Raw genomic sequence first — 24,766 nt, 5'->3', positions numbered from 1 at the left:
TGGAGAAACGCCATGGACTTCGAACTCTCCGAAGACCAGCGCGCCTTCCGTGACACCGCGCGCGAATTCGCCCAGCGCGAATTCGCGCCCCACGCGGCGCGCTGGGATGCCGAGGCCGAGTTTCCACTGGATGCGCTGCGCCGCGCCGGCGAACTGGGCTTCTGCGGCCTGTATGCGCTGGAGGAATACGGCGGCCTGGGCCTGCCGCGCCTGGACGCGAGCATCGTGTTCGAGGAACTGGCCGCGGCCTGCCCGTCCACCACCGCCTACCTGACCATCCACAACATGGCGGCCTGGATGGTGACGCGCTTCGCCCGGCCGGCGGTGGCTGCCGAATGGGGGCCGCGGCTGGCCTCCGGCGAACGGCTGGCCTCCTACTGCCTCACCGAGCCGGGCGCCGGCTCGGATGCCGCCGCGCTCGCCACCCGCGCCCGCCGGGAAGGCGACCACTACGTGCTCGACGGCGCCAAGGCTTTCATCTCCGGCGCCGGCGCCACCGATGCGCTGGTGGTCATGGCGCGCACCGGCGAGGCCGGGCCGAAGGGCATCTCCGCCTTCCTCGTCGCCGCCGACAGCCCCGGCATCGAGTACGGCAAGAAGGAGCACAAGATGGGCTGGAACAGCCAGCCCACGCGCGGCATCACCTTCGACGGCGTGCGCGTGCCGGCCGCCCACCTGCTGGGCGGGGAAGGCGAAGGCTTCGCCATCGCCATGCAGGGGCTGGACGGCGGGCGCATCAACATCGCCACCTGCTCGGTGGGCGCGGCCCAGGGCGCATTGAACGCCGCGCTGGCCTACGTGCACGAGCGCCGCCAGTTCGGCCGTCCGCTGGCGGACTTCCAGGCGCTCCAGTTCAAGCTTGCCGACATGGCGACCGAACTGGTGGCCGCGCGCCAGATGGTGCGCCTGGCCGCCAGCCGGCTCGACGCCGGCGCCCGCGACGCCACGCTGTACTGCGCGATGGCCAAGCGCCTGGCCACCGATCTGGGCTTCACCATCTGCAACGAGGCCCTGCAGATCCACGGCGGCTACGGCTACATCCGCGAATACCCGCTGGAACGCTACCTGCGCGACGCGCGGGTGCACCAGATCCTCGAAGGCACCAACGAAATCATGCGCGTCATCATCGCCCGCCGCATGCTCGCGCACCCCACCACGGAGATCCTCCAATGAAAAAACACACCTACCCCGGCCTCGAACTCGAGAAGCGCGGCCACACCGCCATCCTCACGCTGGCCAACCCGCCGGCCAACACCTGGACGCAGGACAGCCTGGCCGCGCTGGTGGAAGTGGTGGAGGGTCTCAATGCCGACCGCGAAATCTACAGTCTGGTGGTGACCGGCCAGGGCGAGAAATTCTTTTCCGCCGGCGCCGACCTCAAGCTCTTCGCCAGCGGTGAGCGGGCCATCGCCGCCGGCATGGCCCACCACTTCGGCCGCGCCTTCGAAACCCTGGCCGCCTTCCGCGGCGTGTCCATCGCCGCGATCAACGGCTACGCCATGGGCGGCGGGCTGGAATGCGCACTGGCCTGCGACATCCGCGTGGCCGAGGAACAGGCCGTGCTGGCGCTGCCCGAGGCTGCCGTGGGTCTGCTGCCCTGCGCCGGCGGCACCCAGTGGCTGTCGTGGATGGTGGGCGAGGGCTGGGCCAAGCGCCTGATTCTGTGCGGCGAACGCCTGGACGCGGCCACCGCGCTGCGCATCCGCCTGGTGGAAGAAGTCACCGGCAAGGGCGAGGCCCTGGCACGCGCGCTGGAACTGGCCCGGGCGGCGGAGCGCCAGAGCCCCACCAGCGTGGCCGCCTGCAAGCGCATGATCCAGGCCGCGCGCCATATGCCGCCGGGCGAAGCCCTACCGAGCGAGCGCGCCGCGTTCGTGAAGCTGTTCGACACCGCCGACCAGCGCGAGGGGGTCACCGCCTTCCTCGAAAAACGCACGCCGATGTGGCGCAATGCCTGAGGACGTATTGATGGACAACAGCGCGATGAACGACTGCGTGATCCTGCGCGAATTCTCCACCGCCTGCGGCCGGCGCTTCGGCCATGCCACGCTGAACGCGCCGAAGAGCCTCAACGCCCTGTCGCTGGCGATGATCGACCGCCTCGCGCCGCAGCTCGACGCCTGGGCCGCCGACCCCGGCATCGTCGGCGTGCTGCTCGACGGCGCGGGCGAAAAGGCCTTCTGCGCCGGCGGCGACGTGGCTGCGCTCTACCATGCGATCAAGGCCATGCCGGAAGGCGAGGCACCGCCCGAGGCCGCCGCCTTTTTCGAGCGCGAATACCGCCTCGACCATCGCATCCACACCTACCCCAAGCCGGTGCTGTGCTGGGGCCAGGGCATCGTCATGGGCGGCGGCATCGGCCTGATGGCCGGCTCCTCGCACCGCGTCGCCACGCCCACCACGCGCATGGCGATGCCCGAGATCACCATCGGCCTGTACCCGGACGTGGGCGGAAGCTGGTTCCTGCGCCGCATGCCGGGGCGCACCGGCCTGTTCCTGGCGCTCACCGGCGCGCCGCTCAACGCCGCCGATGCGCGCTTCGCCGGGCTGGCGGATTTCGTCATCGGCGATGCCGAGCGCGAGCGCCTGCCCGCGCTGATCGCCGAAACGCGCTGGGATGCGCCGGACGTTCCCGGCCGGGCCAACCACGCCCGCCTGGGCGCGCTGCTTGATCGCCTGGGTGAATCAGCCGCCGTGCCCGATTCGCCGCTGCGCGCCCACTTCGACCGCATCGAGGCGCTGATCGGCCACGACGGCCTGGCCGACATCGCCGCCCGCCTGACCGCGCTCGCGGAGGACGCCGACCCCTGGCTCGCCGCCGCCGGCAAGACCTTCGCGCGCGGCGCGCCCAGTTCCGCGCACCTGTCGTGGGCGCTGTGGCAGCGCACCCGGCACCTGTCGCTGGCCGAGGTGTTCCGCACCGAATACCACGTCTCGGTGGCCGCCACCGCCCACGGCGACTTCGCCGAAGGCGTGCGCGCCCTGCTCATCGACAAGGACCACCAGCCGCGCTGGCGGTACGCCACGCTGGACGCCGTGCCCGACGAAGCCGTCGAAGATCATTTCAAGCCCCGCTACGGCGGCCCGCATCCGCTGGCCGACCTGGGCTGACGCGAAACACAACGCAAAAGGAGGAGACATGAGCACCACACGCATCGCCTTCATCGGCCTCGGCAACATGGGCGGCCCGATGGCCATCAACCTCGCCAGGGCCAGCTTCGCCGTGCAGGCTTTCGACCTGGACGCCGCGGCCTGCGCGCGGGTGGCCGAACACGGCGCCCGCATCGCCGAATCCGCGCTGGCGGCCGTGGAGGGCGCCGAGGTCGTCATCAGCATGCTGCCGGCCAGCCGCCACGTGGAGAGCCTGTACCTGGGTGGCGCCGGGGAGCCGGGCCTGTTCGACGCGCTGCCCGCGGGCACGCTGGTGATCGATTGCAGCACCATCGCCCCCGCCAGCGCGCAAAAACTCGCCGAAGCCGGCAAGGCGCGCAGCCTCGCGGTGCTCGATGCCCCGGTCTCGGGCGGCACCGCCGGCGCCGCTGCGGGCACGCTGACCTTCATGGTCGGCGGCGACGAAAGCGCGCTCGCCCGCGCCGAACCCATCCTCGACCGCATGGGCCAGAACATCTTCCATGCCGGCGGCGCGGGAGCGGGGCAATCCGCCAAGCTGTGCAACAACATGCTGCTGGGCATCCTGATGATCGGCACCAGTGAGGCCCTCAACCTGGGCCGCTCGCTGGGCCTGGACCCCGCCGTGCTCGCCGGCATCATGAAGAAGAGTTCCGGCGCCAACTGGGTGCTGGAGAAGTACAACCCGGTGCCCGGCGTGATGGACAACGTGCCCGCCGCGCGCGGCTACAGTGGCGGCTTCGGCACCGACCTGATGCTGAAGGATCTCGGCCTCGCGCTGGAAGCGGCCATCGCCAAACGCGCGCCGGTGCCGCTGGGCGGCCTGGCGGAATCGCTGTATGCCGCCCACAGCGCGGCCGGCAACGGCGGGCTGGATTTCTCCAGCGTCATCACCGCGCTGGAAGGGCGCCCGCGCCCGTAGATGCCGGTTCACCCGCCGGCGTGCTCGCTGGGCACGCCGGCCATGACCACGCGCGGCTTCGGCGACGAGGAAGCGCGTGCCACCGCCCACCTGATCGCCGACGTGCTGGACAATCCGCGCGACGAGGCCGTCATCGACGCGGTGCGCGCCAGGGGCCATGCGCTGACCGCCCGCTTCCCGGCCTATTGCTAGGCATCATGCCGGGGCGGCGCGGCAGCTTCGATGCGGAAGCGTTCGGCAGGACCGTGGAGGCGGCCCTGATCGCCGGTACCCCCGGCGGGCTCGACACATTGTTCCGGCGCGCCCTGGGCGGCCCCGCCGGGGTGGCCGCGCCCCGCCTGTGGCTGATCGTCGCGGAAACCTGCCTGAAGATGGGGCGCAGGAAGCAGGCGTGCGAGTGGCTGGAGCGGCTGCTCGCCGGGGTGGCCGCGCAGGATGTCCCCAGGCGCTCGCGGCCGCCATCCGCGCGGGGCAGACGCCGCTGGTCCTGGGTTTCTGCCGCGCACTGTCGCCAGCGGCCGTGCCCACGCCGGAGGCGGGGCTGGAACTGGCGCAGGAGATTGCCCGCTTTGCCACCCGGCTGCGCCTGCCGCACGGGCGCAACGGTGCGTGGAAGAGCCACCTCGAACTGCTCGAAGCGGCCGCTGTGCTGCTGGAGCACGTCGCGCCGGAACTGGCTTCCGAGGCGCTGCAAGCGCAGGCGCGCCGCGATCTTGCGCGGCTCCGGCGCATGTGCGGTACTGTGCGGCGGCCGGCGGCGCGGGACCCGTCCGGGTCGCCGGATCACGAGGAGCGCGCTTCCGTTTCCTGAACGGCGCATCCAATATCCGGCGCGCGCCATCCAGGGCATGCCCGAAGGTGGGGGATGTACTTCAGCCCCACCGCGTACTGACCAGATCGTGCACGAAGGCGAGCTTTTGCCGCACCGCTTCCGGCAGCGCGAAGGGATACAGGTCCGCCGCGCCCATCGAGCGGTTCAGCGTATTGAGTGCCACGGTGAGCGGCACCCAGGCGGACAACAGCCATTCCACCCGCGCTATCCGGTAGGGATCGAAATCGATGTCCGTGGACAGGCCGCCTTCGGCATCCACCTCGGGCCCGACTTCAATGCCCAGCGCAGCGGCGGTTTCCAATGTGTCGACCATGTGCAGGTAGTGCGCCCAGGTCTCCGCCCAGTCTTCCCAGGGGTGCATGGTGGCGTAGGCCGAAACGTGGGTTTCCTGCCAGCCTTCCGGTGCACCTTCGCGGTAGTGGCGGTCGAGGGCGGCATCGTAGTCGGCGCGCTCGTCGCCGAACATGGCGCGGAAGCCCTCCAGGGCGCCGCCGTCGCGTACCAGCAGATCCCAGTAGTAGTGGCCGATTTCATGGCGGAAGTGGCCGAGCAGGGTGCGGTAGGCCTCGCCCATCTCGGTGCGCGCCTGTTCGCGTGCGGCATCGTCGGCTTCGTTGAGCGCGATGGTCACCACGCCGTCGGCATGGCCGGTCATCACCCGTTCGGTGCCGCCCGGCGCGTCGGCCAGAAAGTCGAAGACCAGGGGTTCCGGGTGGCCGTCGCCGGTGACGGGGCACGGCAGGCCGAGGCGGGTGAGGGTGTAGATGAGCCGGCGCTTGGCGGCCTCGATCTTCTGCCAGCGTGCGCGATGCAGTGGGTCGTCGAGGTTGGGCACGGTGCGGTTGTGCCGGCAGGCCGGGCAGAACTCAGCGGCGCCCGGAGCTTCCGCGTAGCCCTCGTCGCCGGCGGGCACCATCCAGTTGCAGGCGCTCAGTTCCCAGTTGCGGCAGAAGCGCCAGCGCCGGGTATCCGGCGCGTAATGGCCGTTGGCGGGCAGCACGCGCCAGCGCGGGCCATCCGCTTCCACCGCGGCCATGCGGTCTTCCTGCGGCAGATAGCCGACAGTCTGGCCGCAGCGCAGGCAGACGGTGTTCTCGAAGTACAGCACCTGTTTGCAGCACTGGCACTGGAACAGTTTCATCTGGGACTCCCCGGCGGATGCCGCGTGATGGGGTGAGTGTTGAGGAAGATTCTCGCCAGCGGCGATGCAGAGTTCACGCTGTGAATCGACTTTTTACCATTGCATGCCGACGATTCCCGCAGGGCGTACGCATAATGGAACGCACGTCGCCGGTCCGGGACGCTGGGTATTTCCATGAATCGCAGGAGGATACAGAAATGAGCGAAGCGGGAATTGGCTGGCTGGCCGCTATCATCATCGGCGGGCTTGCGGGCTGGATTGCGTCGGGCTTGATGAAGACCAATACCGGCATTCTGCTGAACATCGTACTGGGCATCATCGGCGCCTCGGTGGCGAGCTTCCTGTTCGGCATCCTCGGCATTTCCTTCGGCGGCTGGCTGGGCTACCTGGTGGCCGGCGTGCTTGGCGCGTGCATCCTGGTCTGGCTGGTGCGGGCGATCCGGAAATAGCAGGGGCGGTGGCGCCACGCCGTGGGGCGATGGTTCGAAGCGGCGGGTAGTGCATCTTGTGCGGAACCGCGCAATCCTGCCGCCATCGGCCGCGCGGCGAAGCCGCATTGACGGCGGCATGCTCCAGGAAGAAAATAAGAACGGTTCTCGATAGCCAGCCAAGGGGAAACTCCCGGTAGCCAGCGCTTCTTTCCGCTTCCCGGAGCATGCCGTGCCTGCCGCCCCCAACGTCGACGAGCTGTACACCGATCATCACAAATGGCTGCACACCTGGCTGCGCCGCCGGCTCGGCTGCACCCACCGCGCCGCCGATCTGGCGCACGACACCTGGCTGCGCCTGCTTGCCCGTGAAGAGCCGGTCGCCATCCAGGAGCCACGGGCCTTCCTGACCACCATCGCGCAGCGTCTGCTGTCCAACCACTGGCGGCGCGAGTACCTGGAACAGGCCTATCTCGAAGCCCTGGCCCTGCGGCCCGAGGCGCTGGCCCCCTCGCCCGAGGAGCGCCAGGTGATCCTGGCCACGCTGATCGAGATCGACGCCCTGCTGTCCACCCTGCCCGGCGAAGTGCGCCGCGCCTTCCTGCTGTCGCAGCTCGACGGCCTCAACCAGGCCCAGATCGCCGCGGAACTCGGCGTCTCGGTGACCACCGTCAAGCGTTACCTGACCCGGGCCGGCACCCTGTGCTACTTCGCCCTCGATGCCGGCTGAGATGTCCGCTGCGACGCCCCAGCCGCCGGCCGACTTCGATCCGAAAATCGCCTGCCGTGCCGTGGAATGGCTGTTCGAACTACAGGAGGCCGGAGACGCCGAAGCGCCGCGCCGGGCTTTCGAAAGCTGGCTGGCCGAGCACCCCGACCACCGCCGCGCCTGGGAACACATCCAGCGCGTCAACGCCCGCCTGCACTCGGTGGCCGACAACGCGCCGCCCGTGCGCAAGGCGTTGCTCGGCGGCCCCCGCCATCGGCGCCGCGAACTGCTCATCGCGCTGCTCACCGCCGGTGCCACCAGCGGCCTGTGGCTGCATAGCGGCCACGGCCGGCGCAGCACCGGCCTGCTGGCCGACCTGCGCACCGGCGTCGGCGAACGCCGCACATTGGAGCTGGCCGACGGCAGCGAACTGGCGATCAACAGCGACAGCGCGCTGGACGTCCACTTCGACGATCAGGCCCGGCAACTGACCCTGCACCGCGGCGAAATCCTCATCCGCACGGGGCAGGATCCGGCCAGACGCCCCTTCATCGTCCTCACCCGCTACGGTGCGCTGCGCCCGCTCGGCACCCGCTTTGCCGTGCGCATCCTGCCGGACGCCGGCCACCTCGCCGTCTTCGAAGGCGCCGTCGCCGTCCAGCACGGTGGCGACACGGCGCCGCGCGTCACCCTGCAGGCCGGTGAACAACTGCGCTTCGCCCCGGGCCTCGACGAAGCGCCGCAGGCCGCTGACGAAAACGCCGTCGCCTGGCGTGAGGACATCCTGGTCGCCGCCAACATGCGGTTCGCCGACTTCCTCGCCGAAGTCGGCCGGCATCGCCACGGCCGGCTGGCCTGCGCGCCGGAAATCGCCGACTGGCGCGTTTCCGGCACCTACCGGCTGGACGACACCGACCGCATCCTCGACGTCCTGCGCGCCAGCCTGCCGGTGCGCATCCACTACCTCACGCGCTACTGGGTCACGGTGCATCCCGCCGCCTGAGCGGGGCGATGCACAAGGGGTGGTCTACTTTTTTTCCTCGTCGGACAAACCAGGTGAAGCCGCATTTTTCACCTTCACCACCCGAGGAAACACCATGCCCCGTCACCACCTGCCGCGCCTGAGCCTGCTGGCCCTGGCCGTCGCCCACCTCGGCATCGCTGTGCCGGCGCTTGCCGCCGAAACAGCCAGTGCCGCCAAAGCCGCCGTCCAGCGAACCTACGACATCCCCGCCGGCCCGCTGGAAGCCGCCCTGAACCGCTTCGGCCGCGAAGCCGGCATCACGCTCGGCTTCTCCACCAACCTCACCGCCGGCCTGCGCAGCCCCGGGCTGCGCGGTAGCCACGACCTTGCCGGCGGCCTTGCCCGGCTGCTGCAAGGCACGGGACTGGCGGCGGAAGCACGCAACGACGGAAGCTATACTTTGTACAGACTGCCGGCGGCGGCAGGAGAGACCGCACTGGCACCGGTAACGGTGACCGCCGCTGCTGAGCGCAGTGGCACCACCGAAGGCACCGGTTCTTTCACCACGCGCAGCATGTCCAGTGCCACCCACCTGCCGCTGAGCATGCGCGAGACGCCGCAGTCGGTCACGGTGCTGACCAGCGCCCGCATCGAGGCAGACAACCTGGTCGACCTAACCGATATCGCCAGGGCAACGCCGGGGCTCGTGCTTCAGTCCCAAGACATCCGCCCGGTTTTGCAATCGCGTGGCTACGAAATCGAAAGCGTGACGCAGGACGGCATTGCCACCCGATACGATTGGTATTCGGGTGACTCGCTCGGCAACCTGGCCATGCAGGACCGGGTGGAGGTGGTGCGGGGTGCAACGGGACTGATGCAGGGCGGCGGCAACCCGTCCGCTGCCGTCAACATGGTCCGCAAGCGGCCCACCAGCACCCGGCAATTCAAGGGTTCCGTCAGCGCCGGCAGCTGGGACGACTACCGGCTGATGGCCGACGCCAGCGGCCCCTTGACGGAGGATGGTCGCGTGCGCGGCCGCGCCGTCGCCTATATCCAGGACGCCAGCGATTTCTATGACCTCGCCTTCAACGACAAACGCCTGGGCTATGCCACGATCGATGTCGATCTGACCGAGCGCACCACCCTCAACATCGGCTATTCCCACCTGTATTCCAACAAGAACCTGAACTGGGGCGGCATGCCGACGAGCTATGGGTTCCGCCACCTCGACCTGCCGCGCTCGACCTTCGTCGGTGCGGACTGGGAATACAACAAGAATCAGGCCGATACGCTCTACGCCAACCTGGCGCACGACTTCGGCGGGGGCTGGAAGCTGGACTTCAATGGCACCTACGTGGATGGTCGCTATGGCATGTTGGCGACCGTTTTGATCCCCACCCCTGATGTCGGCGGCCATGGGCATGTGTGGTGGGCAGCGCAGACGGCGCGCAAACAGAAGGCGGCCGATCTCAACGTCTCCGGTCCCGTCTCCTGGTTTGGACGCCAGCACGACCTGGTATTCGGCGCCACGGTCAACCGCCAGGATAGTCGTGTTTCCGAGTGGTGGGAGGGTTGGGACGCCCCGATCACCAGCGGCATCGATCTGTCCACCTGGAACCATACCGCGCCCCGGCCGGATACCAGCAGCACCAGTCCCTGGCTGTACCAATACTCGAACCACTACAAGCAAGACAGCCTGTACTCCGCCGGCCGTTTCAACATGACCGACACGCTGGACCTGCTGCTGGGCGCGCGGCTGGACTGGTACGACCGGGAACAGCATTTTGACAGCGGCCGTATGTCCTGGTCGGAAAACGCGCACCTGACGAAATATGCCGGGTTGACGTGGAAGTTCGCGGACCAGCACTCCGCCTACGTGAGCTATACCGATGTGTTTCAGCCACAGAACGAGCGCAACGTGAGCGGCAGCGTTCTGTCGCCCAAGGTTGGCAAGAACTATGAAGTCGGGGTGAAGGGCGAATATCTGGACGGTGCGCTGAACGGCAGCATCGCGCTGTTCCGCATCGACGAGAGCAACCGGGCCATCTATCTGGCAGACCAAACAGGCTGCCCTGTTGCCGAAGGTTGCTACGCTGCCGCCGGTCTGGTCCGCACCGAGGGGGTGGATATCGAACTGCAAGGCGCCCTCACGCCCAGCTGGCAGATCGGGGCCGGCCTCACCTGGTCCGAAACGCGCTACCGCAAGGATGCCAACCCCGCCAACGTCGGCAAGCGGCTCGTCACCATGAATCCGACCACCTCGTTCAAGTTGAGCACGCAATACATCTTGCCGGGCGCGCTGAACCGGCTGACGCTGGGCGGGCGGATCAACTGGCAGAGCAAGATGTACCGGGATTGGGAGAACGCCTATGGCGAGATCGTGCGCAACCAACAGGATGCCCGCGCCGTCGTGGATCTGTCGGCTACCTACCGCCTGACCCAAAACCTCAATGTCAAGCTCGACATCAACAACGTCTTCGACAAGGTTTACTACTCGCACATCTCCGGCCACTGGTACTGGGCCGCGAACGAGGCTTATGGCAGGCCACGCAGCGCGCTGCTGACGCTGAATGCGAGCTACTGATGGCAGAATCAATCAGGAACGCGGTTTCCGAGTGACGCCCGAACAAACGCCGGTCAGTTCATCCTGCCGGCGTTTTCATTTCCGCTGCGATCAACCCGACAGGCAATCGCATGAAGCCGCGGTTTGCGTTTTCTCCGGCGAGCGCTTGCCCGTGGTCGCGGTGCGTGGTCTGGGTGGTGCAGACGTGGCCTGGTATCGCACGCTGGTTTCACTGCATGAGGCTTGGTACGCCAACTATCCCTTGCGCTGGCTGCATTTCGTTTCCGGCTTGCTCGGCTGCGTGATGATTGCGACCGGCATGGTGTTGTGGGTGATCAAGCGCCGAGCGCGGCACGCGAAGGACAGCATTCCAGAACACTTCGGCATGCGGCTGATGGCGTGCCTGAACGTAGCCGTGCTGGCCGGCCTGCCGGTGGCGGTTGCCGCGTACTTCTGGGCCAACCGCCTGCTGCCGGTGTCCATGGCCGAGCGCGCTGCGTGGGAGTTGCATGCGATGTTCCTCGTCTGGGGCTGGCTGTTCTGCTATGCCGCCTTCCGCCCGGAGAAACGCGCGTGGGTGGAAACCCTGTGGCTGGCAACGGCGGCTTTCGGGCTGGTGCCTGTGGTCAACGCGCTGACTACCGATAGGCATCTGGGGGTGACGATTGCGGCTGGCGATTGGCCGCTGGCGGGCTTCGACTTGGCGATGTTCGGATTGGCAGCGATATTCGGGACCATAGCCTGGAAGCTGGGACGGCGCTGGGCCAAGGCCGATACGACGCCGGTTGCGACGAACATGGTCGTGGCAGGGGGGCAGTGACCATGCCTATCCCTGTCTATTCCCGTTTGAGCACGATGATGCGCCATCGCGTCAGCGTTGCCTCTCGCACCCTGGCCGCGATACTCGGCGGCTACGCCCTGACGTCGGCCCTGACCATGCTGTTGCTCGCCGCTTTGATGCCGATGCCGGAAACCATGGCGAGAGTTTCAGCACTCAAGCCAGGCTTTCTGATCTACCTGCTGATCCTGCTGTGGGTGTTCCATGCCCGCAGCGCCACCCGTGCCTGGGCATGGCTGGCGGCATGGACCGGGGTGGCATCCGCACTGTGCTGGGCCGTACTGAAAGGGGGCTGGTCATGATGCCGAATCTGGCCGTTGGCTGGCATTGGCTGGTGCTGGCTCTGAGCCTGGGCGGGTTCATGCTGCTGGCGCTGGCGAGCGAACGCGAAGGCAAGGTTCTGCTGAGCAGGACAGCGACGAGGCGGGAGAAATTCATTTTGCACTTGCTGGGCTGGCCGCTTCTGATGCTGGCCTTGGGGGTGTGCATCTGGGGCTGGTTTGGCCACTTCGGCACGGTGTTGTGGTTTGGCTGGCTGACGGTGGCGGCAACGACGGTGGTATTGGCGATTGCGTACTGGCCGGGGCGCGGCCAGCCAGCCCCGGCCCGGCGCCCTCTCCCTTCGCAGGAGATGGGTAGGGAAAGGGGGGCATCCGACGACCGCCGCTCCTCTCCCGCCGCCCTTCTCCCGCAGGGGGAACGGGACGTTTTTTGGCGGTTGGTGCTGGGTGCGGCGCTGGCACTTCTGCCGCTGGCCTTCGGGTGGGCGCTGTATCACGCGCCTGAAGCACCGCTTGCCCGCCCCGATGTGCTGCACGGTCAGGCCGGGCCGTGGCCGTTCCGCTTGGCCGAAGACCGTCAGGGCCCGCCCACGCTCGCGCCCCTGGGTGTCCCGATCAAGACCTGGCACCTGCGTTTCTGCGAGGGTTGCGATACCGAAATTCGTGCCGCCTACCTGAAAGTGCATAAACCGCGCAGCACGCGCAACGCCGGTACGCTCTTCGAGGGCCGCCACTGGGATCGCCGCGCCCTCGTCCAGTTGCCGAGCAACACCGCCGCAGACAGTGAACTATGGCTCACGGTGGTGGGGCGGGATGGCACAGTGCATCAGGTGGCATGGCGTATGGACGAAGCCTCCCCGGCAACCGTAGCGTGGTTTACTGAACGGCAGGGCAGACAGTGAAGGCCGGATTGCGGCGTCTGGGGCGGACTCTCATCAGCCTGCTGGCTCTGGCCGGCCTGGCGCTATTGCTGTGGTGGAACTTCTTCCGCAGCGTAGTGGCCTTGCCCGTCACTTGTTTAACCCAACGATCCGCCGCGCACGGCCAAAGCCTGAATCAGTGGGTCAGCGAAGCAATCAGGCAGGCGGCATTGGCCCGACTGAGCGCCCGCCGGTCAGAGCCGTCGGAGTGACCCGGAGTGCTGCAATGGCGCCATTCCGGAACAAGTTTTCGCCACCGCACGCTCATGATGCCTCGATCAACGCGAGCGCATCGGCCGGCGAAAGGATGCGCAAGCCCTCGGGCGGCTCCAGGTCCAGCAGATCGCGGTCGCCACTGACCAGCCACTCGGCGCCTCCGGCCTGTGCCAGCCAGATGAACTTGTCGTCATCCGCATCGCGGCTCAATGGACGCAGGCCCTCCGGCGGCAATTTGATCCACTCTCCCACCGCGCTCAGGTCGTGCAGCAGCAGGAGGCGGTTTTCCAGGCTCAGGTAGCGGTCGAACTTGGGGCGCCACAAACGGGTTTCGAGCTCTGCGAAGGTTTCCTCGCAAAACAGTAGCCGACCATGCTCCAGTAGCCAGAAGACGATGCGTGCGGGAGACGAGCCCGGCGACAGGGTAGCGCTGATCAATACGTTGCTGTCGACGACCGCGCGCTTAGCTTTCATCGGCCAGCAGTTTTTCCAGCTCCGCTTCGGTCAGGCCTTGGGCCGCCGCTGCGTCGGCGGTCTGCTCCAGGGTGCGGCGCAGGCGGTCGGCATAGAAGGCGCGCATGGCGGCGTAGTCTTCCGGCGAGACCATCACGCCCACCACGCGGTTGCGGCGGGCAACCTGCACGGGTTCGCGCTGTACCCGGTCAAGCAGTTCCCCAAAGCGGGTTTTGGCTTCGTTGGCGGTAAAGGTCAGCATGGTCGGCTCCGGCACGTTGTTTCGTTCATATTAGACGAATCGTTCGATTCGATCTACGAGCAGGCGGTGACGGCAACGCGTCACCTAGTGGTATCGCGATGCGCCCGCGCCATCCCGATGAAGGCGCGCAGGTAATCGGTATCGCCGTCCGCCTCGCGGTAGCCCAGGAAGATCTGCTTGTCCACGCCCTGCGCCCCCAGCTTGACCGGCAGCACGCCGAAGCGCTCCGCGTTCTCCTCCACCAGCCAGCGCGGCAGCGCGGCCACGCCGCGGCCGCTGGCGACCATCTGCAGCATGATGTCGGTGGTCTCGATGGGCTTGTGGCGCTTGGGCGCAATGCCTGCCGGGGTGAGGAAGCGGGTGTAGATGTCCAGCCGGTCCAGGCTCACCGGATAGGTGATCAGCGTTTCGTCCGACAACTGTTCCGGCCGCACGTGACGGGTCTTGCCCAAGGGATGCTGGCGGCCGACCACCAGCACCTGCTCGTAGTCGAACACCGGCTCGAACACCAGTCCGTTCTTGTGCAGCGGGTCCGGCGTGACCAACAGGTCGATCTCATAGCCGAACAGCGCGCCGATGCCGCCGAACTGGAATTTCTGCTTCACATCCACGTCCACCGCCGGCCACGCGGCCAGGTAGGGCGAGACGATTTTCAGTAGCCACTGGTAGCAGGGGTGGCATTCCATGCCGATGCGCAGCGCGCCGCGCTCGCCCTGGGCGAACTGGCGCAGGCGTTCTTCCGCCAGCGCGAGCTGCGGCAGCAGGCGCCGGGCCACCGCCAGCAGGTATTCGCCGGCCTGGGTGGGCCGCAGGCTGCGCCCCTCGCGGTGCCAGATGGCGGTGCCGAGTTGGTCTTCCAGCTTGCGCACGGTGTGGCTGAGCGCCGACTGGGTGACGTGCAGCTTTTCGGCGGCGGCGGTCAGGGAGCCGTACTGATCGACGGCGCGGACGATTTCCAGGTGGGCGCGTTCCAGGATGGGCATGAGATTACGTGAGCCATGTTAATGGATGGATGAAACAATACCATTTTTATTCATGGCTGATGCGCCCTAGGATGGCGCCACGACCAACTGTTATCCGCAATCCTCATGGCACTCACGCACAACCTCGGCTTTCCGCGCATCGGCGCCAAGCGCGAACTCAAGTTCGCCCTCGAATCCTACTGGAAGGGCGAATCCTCCCTAGACGAGCTGAAATCGGCCGGCGCCGCGCTGCGCCAACGCCACTGGCAGGCGCAAGCCGGGCTGGATCTGGTGCCGGTGGGCGATTTCTCGTTCTACGACCAGGTGCTCGACATGAGCTTCACGCTGGGCAACCTGCCCGAGCGCGTGCAGGGCTTCCACGGCGATGCGCTGGACAACACTTTCCGCGTGGCACGGGGCAGGTCTGCCGAGTCGCACGCCGCGTGCTGCGGCGGCGTGGCCGCCGGCGAGATGACTAAGTGGTTCGACACCAACTACCACTACATCGTCCCGGAATTCACCGCCGCCACCGAATTCCGCCTGGACGCCTCGCGCCTGCTGGCGCAGCTCGCCGAAGCCAGGGCGCAGGGCGTGCGCGCCAAGCCGGTGATCGTCGGCCCGGTGACCTATCTGGCGATCGGCAAGGCCAAGGACGGCAGCAACCGGCTGGACCTGCTGCAGCGCCTGCTGCCGGTGTATGCCGAACTGCTGGAGACCCTGGCCGCGCAGGGCGTGGAGTGGGTGCAGATCGACGAGCCCATCCTGGTCACCGAACTGGATGCCGACTGGCAACATGCCTTCAACACCGCCTACCACCACCTGAAGAGCAGCCGCGTCAAGCTGCTGCTGGCGACCTATTTCGGCCAACTGGCGGAAAACCAGTACCTCGCCGCCAACCTGCCGGTGGCCGGGCTGCACGTGGATGCGATCAACGGGCGCGACGACGTGCTGCCGCTGATCGGCCTGCTGCCCTCGCACAAGGTGCTGTCGCTGGGCGTGATCAACGGCCGCAACATCTGGAAGACGGACCTTGCCGCCGTGCTCGACTGGCTGGAGCCGCTGGCCGAACGCCTGGGCGACCGCCTGTGGATCGCGCCGTCGTGCTCGCTGCTGCACGTGCCGGTGGATCTCTCCAGCGAACACAAGCTGGACCCGGAACTGAAGTCCTGGCTGGCCTTCGCGCTGCAGAAGCTCGGCGAACTCGAGGTGCTCGCCGCCGCATTGCGCGAAGGGCGCGGCGCGGTCGCCGATGCACTGGCCGCCAACCAGGCCGACTTGGCCGCCCGGCGCAGCTCGCCGCGCGTGCACAACCCCAAGGTGCAGGCCGCGGTGGCGCGCATCGACGCCCACCTGGGCATGCGCGAAAGCAGCTACGCCAAACGTGCGCCCAAGCAGGCCGAACGGCTGCAACTGCCGGCCTACCCGACCACCACCATCGGCTCCTTCCCGCAGACCGCCGAAATCCGCCAGGCGCGCGCCGGGTTCAAGGCCGGCCGGCTGGACGCCGCCGCCTACAAGGCGGCCATGCAGGCCGAGATCGCCCGCGCCGTGCGCGAGCAGGAAGCGCTGGGGCTGGACGTGCTGGTGCACGGCGAGGCCGAGCGCAACGACATGGTGGAATACTTCGGCGAACAGCTCGACGGCTACGCCTTCAGCCAGTTCGGCTGGGTGCAGTCCTACGGCTCGCGCTGCGTCAAGCCGCCCATCCTGTTCGGCGACATCAGCCGCCCGCACCCGATGACCGTGGAGTGGATCACCTACGCCCAGTCGCTCACCGCGAAGCCGATGAAGGGCATGCTCACCGGCCCGGTGACCATCCTCAACTGGTCCTTCGTGCGCGACGACCAGCCGCGTTCGGCCTCGTGCAAACAGCTCGCCCTGGCGACCCGCGAGGAAGTGCTGGACCTGGAGAAGGCTGGCGTGCGCGTGATCCAGATCGACGAGGCCGCGCTGCGCGAAGGGCTGCCGCTGCGCCGCGCGCAGTGGAAGGAATACCTCGACTGGGCAGTGGAATCCTTCCGCATCACCGCCAACGGCGTGCGCGACGAAACCCAGATCCACACCCACATGTGCTACTCCGAGTTCAACGACATCATCGAGTCCATCGCCGGCATGGACGCGGACGTAATCACCATCGAGACCTCGCGCTCCGACATGGAGCTGCTCGACGCGTTCGAGAACTTCCAGTACCCCAACGAGATCGGCCCCGGCGTGTACGACATCCACTCGCCCAACATCCCCACGCAGGCGCACATCGTGCAACTGATGCGCAAGGCCGCCGAGCGCATTCCGGCCGAGCGCCTGTGGGTGAATCCCGACTGCGGGCTGAAGACCCGTCAATGGGCGGAGGTGATTCCGGCACTGACCAACATGGTGGCTGCTGCCAGGGCGCTGCGCGCTGCGGTCTGAAGCGGGTGTTTTACGAGGGCGGGGCGGATCTTCGCCGCAGTGCCGGCAGCGCTGCCCAGGCGGCCGCGCTGCCCAGCGTACAGGCCGCGCCGCCGGCCAGCAGCGCCGTCGATACCGTGAAGCGGCGCGCCACGTAGCCCATCTGCAGGCCGCCGAGGGCTGGCCCCAACGTGGATTGCACCAGCCAGAAGGCCGACACGCGCCCGCGCAGCGCGTCCGGCGTGTGCTGCTGGAGCAGTGCGCCGCGCACGATGTCGCCCACCGTGTCGGCGATGCCGGCGAGCGCCAGGCAGGCCAGCATGGCCCACAGGCTGCCGGCCAGGCCGGCGGCGGCCACCGCCAGGCCCCACAGCACCGCCATGGCCGCCAGCAGGCGGCCGGGGTGCTGCAGACTGCGCGTCCACCCGGAGCACAGCGCGGCCAGCAGCGCGCCCAGTGCCGGCGCCGCGTGCAGCACGCCGACCAGGGCCGCGTCGCCGCCCAGCGTTTCGCTGGCGATCTGCGGCAGCAGCACGAAGGGCATCGCCAGCAGGCTGGCGATCAGGTCCAGCCACAGCATGGCGGCGATCATCGGGCTGCGGCGGATGAAGCGCAGCCCGTCGCGCCATTCGGCGAGCACGCCGGTGTTCTCCGGGGCCGGCCGGGCATCCGCTTGTGCGGGTTTGATGCGGGGCAGGCGTGCGAGCAGCAGCGGGGTGAGCGCCGAGGCCGCCAGCACCACGGCGTAGCAGCCGGCCAGCCCCGTGCCGGCGATCAGCGCACCGGCGAGGACCGGGCCGATCAATGCGGCGAGTTGCGCGGCAATCGCGCTCAGCGCGCCGGCGGCGGCGAGCTGTTGGCGTTCGACCACGGCGGGCAGCGCGGCCAGCAGCGCGGGCGCGCCGATGCCGCCGGTGAACCCGCCGGCCAGCGCCGCCAGGTAGATCAGGCCGAGCTGGGGCTGCGGCAGCAGCGCGTTGCCGAACAGCAGGGCGATCACGCCGACGTAGGCGATGCGGCTGCCGACCATCAGCGCGCGGCGGTCGTGCCGGTCGGCCAGGCGGCCGCCGAACACCAGCCCGGCGAGCTGCCCGCCGGCCAGGCAGAAGCCGACCAGCGCCACGTGCAGGGAGGATTGCGTCAGGCCATACACCTGCCAGGCCACCGCGACGGCGTTGATGGCATACACCATCAGCGCCACGCCGCGCGCCAGGTAGAGCAGGCGGAAGGCCGGGCTGGCGCGCAGCGGGGAGATATCCACCGCGAAACGGGCGAGGCGCGACAGGTGCCGTGCGGGCCGGGCCGCGTCGCCCGGCCCGGGACAGGACTCGGCCACCGATTCAGGGCGGAGCGCGCCGGCCGGCGCGGGGCGGGCGGATTCCTCCGCCCTGGAAGCGGGCGGCTCAGTCACTTTCGGGCGCGTGCTTGAACTCGGTTTCGCTGCGCCCGCGCCGCCAGTAGGCCACCACCAGATGTTCGGCGGCGGTGAGCCCGCGTTCCTTGCGCACGTACTCGCGCACCGCGCGGAAGGCGTCGAACTCCAGCCCGGCCCAGACGAACCACCGCGTGCCGGGCGCCGGCCAGTCCACCGCGCGCACGGCGTCCGGCAGCAGCGCGGTGGTGCCGGGCGCGTGCGTGCCGCGCAGCAGCCAGCGCACGGCGATGCCGGCGGGCGCGCGCAGGTTCAGCCTGCCGCTGTCGTCCTGGGTTTCGATCAGCGCCACGCCGCGCGCTTCGGCCGGCAGGTTTTCCAGGATGCGCGCGATGGCGGGCAGCGCGGTTTCGTCGCCGGCGAGCAGATACCAGTCGGCCTCGCGCGCGCCCAGCCCGCCCGGCCCGCGCATGCCCACCAGATCGCCGGGGCGGGCGCGCTGCGCCCAGCTGCCACCGGGGCCGGAAGGTTCGTGCAGCACCATGTCGATGTCCAGCGTGCCGGCCGCCGGGTCGATGTGGCGGATGGTGTAGGTGCGCACGTCCAGCCGCTTGTCGCCCTCCGGCATGCGCGGCAGGCCGTTGGCCGCCAGCGTCGGCCATTCCGGCTCCGTGTCGCCCGGCTGCGGCAGCAGCAGCTTGCAGTGCAGGTTGCCCAGGGCGGCATAGCGTTCGAGGCGCTCGCCGGCCAGCGTGATGCGGCGCATGCGTGGGGTGAGGTCGCGCACGGCGGTGACCCGCAGCACGCGGAAGGCCGGCGGTTCGCGCAACTGGCTGCCGTCGCCCCGCCAGCGGATTTCGCCGGCGCCGGCGGAGAACTCCTGCAGGTGGCTGACCACCGTGACCTGGAGGTCGTGCAGGGCTTCCAGCGTGGCGGCCTCGGCGCGGATGTCGAGCTGTTCGCCGTCGACACGGATGCGTACGCATCCGCCGTCCACGGAGAGCGTCCAGTCGGCCCCTTCGCGCTGAAACTGGAAGCCGTGTTCGCGCACGTGCTCGCCCAGGCGGGTGAGGGTGTCTTCGGGGGCAGGCAGGCGGATGTGCGCCTGCGCGGAAAGCTGGGTCATGGTGAAACGTTCCTCGGTCGGGAGGGAGATTGGATTCAGCGGGTTCAGCAGGCTCAGGCCCGCGGCGTTTCTTCGGCCGGGCCGTCGATGAGCACCACCGTGCGGCCGCGCTCGCAGCGCTGCACGCGCGCGTCCACGCGGTACACGGTGCGCAGCATGTCCGGGGTGATGGCCGTCTGCGGCGTGCCGCAGGCGTGCAGGCGGCCGCGATCCAGCACCAGGATGCGGTCGGCCCATTGCGCGGCCAGCGCCAGGTCGTGCAGCACCGCGATGACCAGATGGCCGTCGTCGGCCAGCCTGCGCACGGTGTTCATCACCCGCCACTGGTGGCGCAGGTCGAGCGCACTGGTGGGTTCGTCGAGCAGCAGGATGGGCGAATCGCGCGCGATGGCCTGGGCCAGCGCAGCCACCTGGCGCTGGCCGCCGGAGAGCTGGTCCAGGCGCCGCAGGGCCAGGTCGTCGATGCCCAGGCGTTCGAGCACCGCCATGGCGGCGAGCTGTTCCGCGCTGGCGGGCAGGTTCTGCGCCTGCATGGCGGTCAGGGTGACTTCCAGCACGTTCAGCGCGGCGGTTTCCGGCAGGCTCTGCGGCATGTAGCCGATGGTGCGCGCCAGCGCGGCACTGGACAGGGCGAGCAGGTCCTGGCCGTCCCAGCGTATCTGGCCGCTGGCCGGCACCAGTTGCGCGAGCGCGCGCAGCAGGGTGGATTTGCCGGTGGCGTTGGGGCCCACCAGGGCCACCAGTTGGCCGGGCAGCAGCGGCGGCAGGCTGAGGTCGCTCAACACCGCGCGGTTGCGGTAGGACACGGTGAGATGCTGGATTTCCAGCGCCGGGCCGGAGTGCGAAGGGTTCATGGATTCATCTCCGCCGGTGGCGCCGGGTGATCAGCGCGAGGAACACCGGCAGGCCGACCAGCGAGGTGGCGATGCCCACCGGCACCAGCACGCCGGGCACCAGCGTCTTGCTGATCACCGAGGCCAGCGACATCAGCAGCGCGCCGCACAGCACGCTGGCCGGCAGCAGGAAGCGGTGGTCCTCGCCGACCAGCAGGCGCGCCATGTGCGGGCCGACCAGGCCGACGAAGCCGATGGTGCCGACCAGCGCCACCGCCGTCGCGGCCAGCAGGCTGGCGCGCACCAGCGCCCACAGGCGCAGGCGGTCCACGTTGACGCCGAAGCTGCGCGCGCGGTCGTCGCCCAGGCGCAGCGCGGTGAGGCGGCGCGCGGCGCGCCAGGAAAAGGGCAGGGTCACGGCCAGCACGGCGGCCAGCAGGCCGACGCTGGGCCAGTCGGCGCGCGCCAGGCTGCCCATGGTCCAGAACACCAACTGCTGCAGGGCGTCCTCGCTGGCGACGAACTGCAGCAGGGAGAGCAAGGCGCCTGCGGCGAAGCCGATGGTGATGCCGAACAGCACCAGGGTTTCCGGCCCGGCGTGGTGGGTGCGCGCGAGCACCTGCAGGAGCAGCAGCGCGCCGAGCGCGAACACGAAGGCGTTGGCGGGCACCAGCCAGGACAGATCAACCCCTGGAACGCCCACCCCGAGCACGATGGCGAGCGCGGCGCCGAGCGCCGCCGAGGACGATACGCCGAGGGTGAACGGTTCGGCCAGCGGGTTGCCCAGGATGGTCTGCATTTCCATGCCGGCGAGCGCCAGCGCCATGCCCACTAGGATCGCCAGCACGGCGATGGGCAGGCGCACGTCCCACAGGATCACGCGTTGTCCGTGCCCCAGGGAGGCCGGGTCGAGCAGTCCGCGCAGGGCGTCCGCGAAGCCGAGCGACGAAGGGCCGCTGACGAAGTCGGTGAGCGCGCTGGCCAGGGCGATCGCCACCAGCAGGGCCACCAGCGCGCGGCGCCGCCACATCAGCCGGCGGTAGTCGCCCAGGGTGCGCAGCCCGGCTGCCGAGACCGTGGCGGCCGGTTTGTTCCCGTCCGCGTGCGTCATCGGGTGCTCCGCGCGGGGGCGGGAAAGCCGGCGGGCTGCCCCGGCGCGTTGGTCCAGAAGGTGCCGCGCAGCGGGGTGGCGAGGAAGCGGGTGTTGATCTCGTCCAGCGTGGCCTGCGGGTCGATGTCGGCGTACAGCTCGGGCAGCACCCACTTGGCGACCACTTCGAGGGCGACGATGCTCAGGCCGCCGGTGAGCGGGAACCAGATGCCGTGGGCGCGGCCGTCCTCCACCGCGCGCACGCCGGACATGCCCTTGCGCGCCAGCGCGCGGCCCAGCGAGGCCTGCGCGGCGTCCGGCGTGGTGCGCACGCCGAGCACCAGTCCGCCGCGTTCGGCGAGGTAGGCGCCGCCCACGCCGATGTACACCTCCGGTGCCTGGTCGAGCACGTATTCCAGGCTCAACTGGCCGAACATGCCGGGCAGCACGTCCTCGCCGATGTGCCGGCCGCCGGCATGGGTGACGAGGTCGCCGATGCTCTCGCCACGCCCCACCGACGAGCAACAGGCGGCGCTGCCCGCGTGCGGTTCGAGCAGCACGGTGGGACGCTGGCGGACGGTGGCGGCGCGTTCGCGGATGCGCTCGAGGCGTGCCTGGAAGAAGCGCACGTAGGCTTCGGCCTGTTCGCTGCGGCCGATCAGCACGCCGAGCTGCTGCAGGCCTTCCAGCGGTTCGGCGGTGCGGAAGCTGGGCGTCAGGCGCAGCACCGCCACGCCGATGCCGGCCGCTTCCAGCCGGCGGATCAGCTGTTCGGCGGCGTTGAAGCGCGGATGCAGCACCACCAGGTCGGGCTGCAGGGCGATGACGCGTTCGAGCGGGAAGTTGTTCGGATCATCGACGCTGAGCTGCAGGATGTCGTCGAAGGCGGGGTCGGCCGCGCGCAGTGCGCCCAGCGTGTCCGCGTCCAGGCGCCAGCGGTTCCACGCCACCAGGCGCTGTGCCGGGCGGTCGTCGATCAGGGCGAGCGAAATGAAGTCCGTCGTGTCGGTCAGCACGATGCGCTGGGCGGGCTGCGCCAGCACCACGCGGCGGCCGGCCTGGTCGGTCACCGCCACCTCCGCCGCCGCGGGGCTTGCCCCCAGCGACAGCGCGGACAGCAGGCCGATCAGGCCGGCGCGCAATGCCACGGAAAAGCGGCCTGCGCCCATCAGAAGCTCGCGTTCAGCGCGACCCACAGGCGGCGGCCTTCGTCCTGCAGCCAGTTGCCGTCCAGCCCGGTGGCGCGCGTGCGGTCGTCCACCGCGACCATGCGGTCGGTGACGTTGAGCAGGGCGAACTTGAGCTTCAGCGCGGAACTGAAGTTGTACTGCCCGCCGACGTCCAGCGTGGCCGAGGCCGGGCGCTCGCGCACGTTCATCGCGCCGTTGCGGAAACCGGCCCAGTACGACTTGCCGTAGTAGTTGGCGCGCAGGTAGGCGGAGAAGGCGTCGCCGGGGGTCCAGTCGAGCTGCGCCTTGACCATGTGCTCGGGCGTCTTGTCCAGCGGCTTGCCGTCGAGCGAACTGTTGTCGAAGGAGAATTCGCCGCCGCCCTCGCGCTTGGACTTCACGTAGGTGTAGTTGCCGTCGAAGCTCAGCGTGCGGGTGAGCGGGAAATTCAGCGCCACTTCCAGGCCGCGGATGGTGACGTTGTCGATGTTGTCGTAGATATAGATGGTGCGGGACGGCATGCGCGGATCGACCACGCCGGTGTCGTAGCTGGCCACCTTGTTCTTGAAGTCGTTGTTGAACACCGTGGCGCTGAGGCTGGCGCGCGGCGCCCACTGCCAGGCCACGCCGAATTCCTGGGTCAGGCTGGTTTCCGGATCGAGGTTGGGGTTGCCGCACAGGTTGCCGCGGCTGGGCGTGTTGCCGCCGGTGGTCATGCAGTAGCCCGCCACGCTCTGGCGCAGCGTGGGCGCCTTGAAGCCGCTGGCGATGCCGCCGCGCAGGGTCCATGCGTCGTCGAGCTGGTACACGCCATACAGGCGCGGCGACCAGTGCGAGCCGTAGAGGTCGTGGTGGTCGAGGCGGGCGCCGGCGGTCAGCGTGAAGCGCTCGTTGAGGAAGAAGTCGTCCTCCACCGACAGGGCCCACGAATCGATGTCCACCTTGTCCACGTTGGCCGTCGGGAAGCCGGGGATGGCGTCCTGCTGGCTGATGCCGCTGACGCTGCCGCGCTGGTACTGGGCGCCGAGGCGCAGCAGGTGGCGCGTGAAGGGCAGCGAGAGCTGGCCGTCGAGCACGGTGTTGGTCACTTCCGGGCGGGCCACGTTGCGCGCGCCGTTGGTGTAATCGACCTGCTTGCCGATCTCCTGGCTGAGCGCCACGCGGGAGTTGCCGAAGGACCAGCGCCCCTCGTGGGTGAGGGCGAAGTGGTCGCGGCTGTGGCGGGTTTCGGTGGCCGCCGCGGTGGCCGCGATGGAGTGGCCCGGCTCGCGCAGATGGCTGAAGGTCTCGGTGCCCAGGTCCAGGGTGAGGTCCTGGCGGTCGCTCAGCTTGGCGCTGAGCTTGGCGCCGATGGAACGGTCGCGCAGGCCATGGGCGCCGCTGACGTACGGGCGGGCGTAGTAGATGTCGTCTTCGTAGCGGCGCAGGTACTGGCCATAGATCTGCAGGCCGAGCGCGTCGGCCTTGATCGGCCCGCCCACCCAGAAATCGGCCTGGCGGCTGTCGCCGAGCTCGGAATGCTCCTGCCGGGTCGCGGACAGGGTGACCGAGCCGTGCCACTCGGAGGGCACCTTGCGGGTGATGATGTTGACCACGCCGCCCATCGCGTCGGCGCCGTACAGCGTGCCCATAGGGCCGCGCACCACCTCGATGCGCTCGATGGCGTCGAGCGGCGGCAGGAAGTTGGCCTGTACGCCGCCGGTGCCGCGGTTCATGGTCTCGCGGGTGTTCTGCCGTTTGCCGTCCACCAGGATCAGCGTGTATTCGCCAGGCATGCCGCGGATCGAGATATCGGCGGAATTCGGGCTGTCGCCATGCACGCTCACCCCTTCCAGACGGTTGATCGCATCGGCCGCGCTGCTCACCGGCAGCTTGTCGAGTTCCTCGCGGGTGATGACGGAGATCGACGCCGGCGCGTCCTTGACCATCTGCTGCTTGCCGCTGGCGGTGACCACCACCTCGCTCAGCACGCCGTCGTTCTGGGCGTGCGCGCACGTGGCGCCGGCCAGCATGCCGATGGCGGCCAGGATGCGGATGGAGAGCGGGCTGGAGGCGCGGCGGCGCGGGAACGCTGGAGTGGCGGCGGATTTCATGGCGATAGTGACCTTCGGGTGCGGTGGAGTCGCGCAGCGGCGACGGAGGGCTCGGCAGCACGCGGCACCTGCCTG

24 protein-coding genes are annotated in these 24,766 nt (G+C 69.1%); 14 read left to right on the top strand and 10 right to left on the bottom strand.

The genetic code is table 11. From position 1 onward, the window contains the following. The first annotated feature begins 12 nt into the window (after positions 1-12). From E6C76_RS07545 to E6C76_RS07520, 6 genes are all read left to right on the top strand, one after another. Positions 13-1,173, top strand: a complete 1,161-nt coding sequence (locus E6C76_RS07545) for an acyl-CoA dehydrogenase family protein (protein ID WP_136347647.1) — start codon at positions 13-15, stop codon at positions 1,171-1,173. Further along, positions 1,170-1,958, top strand: coding sequence for an enoyl-CoA hydratase (locus tag E6C76_RS07540; protein ID WP_136347646.1), 789 nt, complete (start codon positions 1,170-1,172; stop codon positions 1,956-1,958). The genes E6C76_RS07545 and E6C76_RS07540 overlap by 4 nt, the downstream gene beginning before the upstream one ends. Continuing rightward, entirely contained in the window at positions 1,951-3,111 is a 1,161-nt protein-coding gene (locus E6C76_RS07535; RefSeq protein WP_230976190.1) for an enoyl-CoA hydratase/isomerase family protein, read from the top strand. The genes E6C76_RS07540 and E6C76_RS07535 overlap by 8 nt, the downstream gene beginning before the upstream one ends. Before the next feature lie 28 nt (positions 3,112-3,139). Beyond that, positions 3,140-4,051 (top strand): 3-hydroxyisobutyrate dehydrogenase, encoded by a 912-nt coding sequence (gene mmsB / locus E6C76_RS07530; protein WP_136347645.1) that lies wholly within the window; start codon positions 3,140-3,142, stop codon positions 4,049-4,051. Further along, positions 4,052-4,243 (top strand): hypothetical protein, encoded by a 192-nt coding sequence (locus tag E6C76_RS07525; RefSeq protein ID WP_211090156.1) that lies wholly within the window; start codon positions 4,052-4,054, stop codon positions 4,241-4,243. It begins immediately after the preceding gene. Positions 4,244-4,442: 199 nt separating this feature from the next. Then, a complete protein-coding gene (locus E6C76_RS07520; protein WP_136347644.1) occupies positions 4,443-4,862 on the top strand; it encodes a hypothetical protein in 420 nt (139 codons plus the stop codon). Between the two features lie 61 nt (positions 4,863-4,923). Here the strand turns inward: E6C76_RS07520 and E6C76_RS07515 are convergent, their stop codons facing one another. Further along, on the bottom strand, positions 4,924-6,024 hold the full coding sequence (locus tag E6C76_RS07515; protein WP_136347643.1) for a zinc-binding metallopeptidase family protein: 1,101 nt from the start codon (positions 6,022-6,024) through the stop codon (positions 4,924-4,926). 197 nt (positions 6,025-6,221) lie between these two features. Between E6C76_RS07515 and E6C76_RS07510 the strand changes: the two genes are divergently transcribed. From E6C76_RS07510 to E6C76_RS07480, 7 genes are all read left to right on the top strand, one after another. Then, positions 6,222-6,473 carry a GlsB/YeaQ/YmgE family stress response membrane protein gene (locus E6C76_RS07510; protein ID WP_136347642.1) on the top strand — a complete coding sequence of 84 codons (252 nt, stop codon included), beginning with the start codon at positions 6,222-6,224 and terminating at the stop codon, positions 6,471-6,473. A gap of 211 nt (positions 6,474-6,684) precedes the next feature. Beyond that, the gene (locus E6C76_RS07505; RefSeq protein ID WP_136347641.1) at positions 6,685-7,182 is read left to right on the top strand and encodes a sigma-70 family RNA polymerase sigma factor; all 498 of its coding nucleotides are present in this window, start codon (positions 6,685-6,687) and stop codon (positions 7,180-7,182) included. Position 7,183: 1 nt separating this feature from the next. Beyond that, the gene (locus E6C76_RS07500) at positions 7,184-8,164 is read left to right on the top strand and encodes a FecR domain-containing protein (RefSeq protein ID WP_211090155.1); all 981 of its coding nucleotides are present in this window, start codon (positions 7,184-7,186) and stop codon (positions 8,162-8,164) included. 94 nt (positions 8,165-8,258) lie between these two features. Continuing rightward, positions 8,259-10,709 carry a TonB-dependent siderophore receptor gene (locus E6C76_RS07495; RefSeq protein ID WP_136347640.1) on the top strand — a complete coding sequence of 817 codons (2,451 nt, stop codon included), beginning with the start codon at positions 8,259-8,261 and terminating at the stop codon, positions 10,707-10,709. A gap of 31 nt (positions 10,710-10,740) precedes the next feature. Continuing rightward, positions 10,741-11,508, top strand: a complete 768-nt coding sequence (locus E6C76_RS07490) for a PepSY domain-containing protein (RefSeq protein WP_230976189.1) — start codon at positions 10,741-10,743, stop codon at positions 11,506-11,508. A 2-nt stretch (positions 11,509-11,510) separates the two neighbouring features. Then, positions 11,511-11,828 carry an iron transporter gene (locus E6C76_RS07485; protein ID WP_211090154.1) on the top strand — a complete coding sequence of 106 codons (318 nt, stop codon included), beginning with the start codon at positions 11,511-11,513 and terminating at the stop codon, positions 11,826-11,828. Next, positions 11,825-12,709: a DUF3325 domain-containing protein gene (locus E6C76_RS07480; protein ID WP_168734281.1), complete on the top strand. Its 885-nt coding sequence runs from the start codon at positions 11,825-11,827 to the stop codon at positions 12,707-12,709. The genes E6C76_RS07485 and E6C76_RS07480 overlap by 4 nt, the downstream gene beginning before the upstream one ends. A gap of 282 nt (positions 12,710-12,991) precedes the next feature. On the opposite strand, the gene E6C76_RS07475 is transcribed toward E6C76_RS07480, so the two are convergent. The 3 genes from E6C76_RS07475 to E6C76_RS07465 all read right to left on the bottom strand — a co-directional run bounded on the left by E6C76_RS07475 (position 12,992) and on the right by E6C76_RS07465 (position 14,641). Further along, on the bottom strand, positions 12,992-13,417 hold the full coding sequence (locus E6C76_RS07475; protein WP_136347637.1) for a putative toxin-antitoxin system toxin component, PIN family: 426 nt from the start codon (positions 13,415-13,417) through the stop codon (positions 12,992-12,994). Further along, entirely contained in the window at positions 13,407-13,658 is a 252-nt protein-coding gene (locus E6C76_RS07470) for a type II toxin-antitoxin system Phd/YefM family antitoxin (protein ID WP_136347636.1), read from the bottom strand. Before E6C76_RS07470 ends, E6C76_RS07475 begins: the two co-directional genes overlap by 11 nt. Positions 13,659-13,738: 80 nt before the next feature. Continuing rightward, positions 13,739-14,641 carry a LysR family transcriptional regulator gene (locus E6C76_RS07465; RefSeq protein WP_211090153.1) on the bottom strand — a complete coding sequence of 301 codons (903 nt, stop codon included), beginning with the start codon at positions 14,639-14,641 and terminating at the stop codon, positions 13,739-13,741. A 105-nt stretch (positions 14,642-14,746) separates the two neighbouring features. On the opposite strand from E6C76_RS07465, the gene metE reads away from it, so the two are divergent. Further along, positions 14,747-17,029 carry a 5-methyltetrahydropteroyltriglutamate--homocysteine S-methyltransferase gene (metE, locus tag E6C76_RS07460; RefSeq protein ID WP_136347635.1) on the top strand — a complete coding sequence of 761 codons (2,283 nt, stop codon included), beginning with the start codon at positions 14,747-14,749 and terminating at the stop codon, positions 17,027-17,029. A 10-nt stretch (positions 17,030-17,039) separates the two neighbouring features. Here metE and E6C76_RS07455 read toward each other — a convergent pair whose 3' ends face one another. Genes E6C76_RS07455 through E6C76_RS07430 form a run of 6 tightly spaced genes read right to left on the bottom strand, consistent with a single transcriptional unit; the run spans position 17,040 to position 24,691 of the window. Continuing rightward, on the bottom strand, positions 17,040-18,419 hold the full coding sequence (locus E6C76_RS07455; RefSeq protein ID WP_136347634.1) for an MFS transporter: 1,380 nt from the start codon (positions 18,417-18,419) through the stop codon (positions 17,040-17,042). After that, positions 18,412-19,506, bottom strand: a complete 1,095-nt coding sequence (locus E6C76_RS07450; RefSeq protein WP_136347633.1) for a siderophore-interacting protein — start codon at positions 19,504-19,506, stop codon at positions 18,412-18,414. The genes E6C76_RS07455 and E6C76_RS07450 overlap by 8 nt, the downstream gene beginning before the upstream one ends. 53 nt (positions 19,507-19,559) lie before the next feature. Beyond that, positions 19,560-20,360 (bottom strand): ABC transporter ATP-binding protein, encoded by an 801-nt coding sequence (locus E6C76_RS07445; protein WP_136347632.1) that lies wholly within the window; start codon positions 20,358-20,360, stop codon positions 19,560-19,562. Positions 20,361-20,364: 4 nt separating this feature from the next. Further along, the gene (locus E6C76_RS07440) at positions 20,365-21,450 is read right to left on the bottom strand and encodes a FecCD family ABC transporter permease (protein ID WP_211090152.1); all 1,086 of its coding nucleotides are present in this window, start codon (positions 21,448-21,450) and stop codon (positions 20,365-20,367) included. Further along, the gene (locus tag E6C76_RS07435; protein WP_136347631.1) at positions 21,447-22,598 is read right to left on the bottom strand and encodes an ABC transporter substrate-binding protein; all 1,152 of its coding nucleotides are present in this window, start codon (positions 22,596-22,598) and stop codon (positions 21,447-21,449) included. The genes E6C76_RS07440 and E6C76_RS07435 overlap by 4 nt, the downstream gene beginning before the upstream one ends. Continuing rightward, positions 22,598-24,691, bottom strand: a complete 2,094-nt coding sequence (locus E6C76_RS07430) for a TonB-dependent receptor domain-containing protein (protein ID WP_136347630.1) — start codon at positions 24,689-24,691, stop codon at positions 22,598-22,600. The genes E6C76_RS07435 and E6C76_RS07430 overlap by 1 nt, the downstream gene beginning before the upstream one ends. Positions 24,692-24,766 lie beyond the last annotated feature (75 nt).

This window comes from Pseudothauera nasutitermitis (genome assembly GCF_004801295.1).
GTDB classification, from domain to species: domain Bacteria; phylum Pseudomonadota; class Gammaproteobacteria; order Burkholderiales; family Rhodocyclaceae; genus Pseudothauera; species Pseudothauera nasutitermitis.
This window is presented reverse-complemented; position numbering and strand designations above follow the sequence as displayed.

What these genes read in the sequence shown, in the direction of transcription:
- E6C76_RS07435 (WP_136347631.1), bottom strand. Translation starts at nt 22,598, where the DNA reads ATGGGCGCAGGCCGCTTTTCCGTGGCATTGCGCGCCGGCCTGATCGGC.
- E6C76_RS07485 (WP_211090154.1), top strand. Translation starts at nt 11,511, where the DNA reads ATGCCTATCCCTGTCTATTCCCGTTTGAGCACGATGATGCGCCATCGC.
- E6C76_RS07495 (WP_136347640.1), top strand. Translation starts at nt 8,259, where the DNA reads ATGCCCCGTCACCACCTGCCGCGCCTGAGCCTGCTGGCCCTGGCCGTC.
- E6C76_RS07450 (WP_136347633.1), bottom strand. Translation starts at nt 19,506, where the DNA reads ATGACCCAGCTTTCCGCGCAGGCGCACATCCGCCTGCCTGCCCCCGAA.
- E6C76_RS07475 (WP_136347637.1), bottom strand. Translation starts at nt 13,417, where the DNA reads ATGAAAGCTAAGCGCGCGGTCGTCGACAGCAACGTATTGATCAGCGCT.
- E6C76_RS07525 (WP_211090156.1), top strand. Translation starts at nt 4,052, where the DNA reads ATGCCGGTTCACCCGCCGGCGTGCTCGCTGGGCACGCCGGCCATGACC.
- E6C76_RS07515 (WP_136347643.1), bottom strand. Translation starts at nt 6,024, where the DNA reads ATGAAACTGTTCCAGTGCCAGTGCTGCAAACAGGTGCTGTACTTCGAG.
- E6C76_RS07480 (WP_168734281.1), top strand. Translation starts at nt 11,825, where the DNA reads ATGATGCCGAATCTGGCCGTTGGCTGGCATTGGCTGGTGCTGGCTCTG.
- metE (WP_136347635.1), top strand. Translation starts at nt 14,747, where the DNA reads ATGGCACTCACGCACAACCTCGGCTTTCCGCGCATCGGCGCCAAGCGC.
- mmsB (WP_136347645.1), top strand. Translation starts at nt 3,140, where the DNA reads ATGAGCACCACACGCATCGCCTTCATCGGCCTCGGCAACATGGGCGGC.
- E6C76_RS07540 (WP_136347646.1), top strand. Translation starts at nt 1,170, where the DNA reads ATGAAAAAACACACCTACCCCGGCCTCGAACTCGAGAAGCGCGGCCAC.
- E6C76_RS07445 (WP_136347632.1), bottom strand. Translation starts at nt 20,360, where the DNA reads ATGAACCCTTCGCACTCCGGCCCGGCGCTGGAAATCCAGCATCTCACC.
- E6C76_RS07545 (WP_136347647.1), top strand. Translation starts at nt 13, where the DNA reads ATGGACTTCGAACTCTCCGAAGACCAGCGCGCCTTCCGTGACACCGCG.
- E6C76_RS07535 (WP_230976190.1), top strand. Translation starts at nt 1,951, where the DNA reads ATGCCTGAGGACGTATTGATGGACAACAGCGCGATGAACGACTGCGTG.
- E6C76_RS07465 (WP_211090153.1), bottom strand. Translation starts at nt 14,641, where the DNA reads ATGCCCATCCTGGAACGCGCCCACCTGGAAATCGTCCGCGCCGTCGAT.
- E6C76_RS07500 (WP_211090155.1), top strand. Translation starts at nt 7,184, where the DNA reads ATGTCCGCTGCGACGCCCCAGCCGCCGGCCGACTTCGATCCGAAAATC.
- E6C76_RS07440 (WP_211090152.1), bottom strand. Translation starts at nt 21,450, where the DNA reads ATGACGCACGCGGACGGGAACAAACCGGCCGCCACGGTCTCGGCAGCC.
- E6C76_RS07510 (WP_136347642.1), top strand. Translation starts at nt 6,222, where the DNA reads ATGAGCGAAGCGGGAATTGGCTGGCTGGCCGCTATCATCATCGGCGGG.
- E6C76_RS07470 (WP_136347636.1), bottom strand. Translation starts at nt 13,658, where the DNA reads ATGCTGACCTTTACCGCCAACGAAGCCAAAACCCGCTTTGGGGAACTG.
- E6C76_RS07430 (WP_136347630.1), bottom strand. Translation starts at nt 24,691, where the DNA reads ATGAAATCCGCCGCCACTCCAGCGTTCCCGCGCCGCCGCGCCTCCAGC.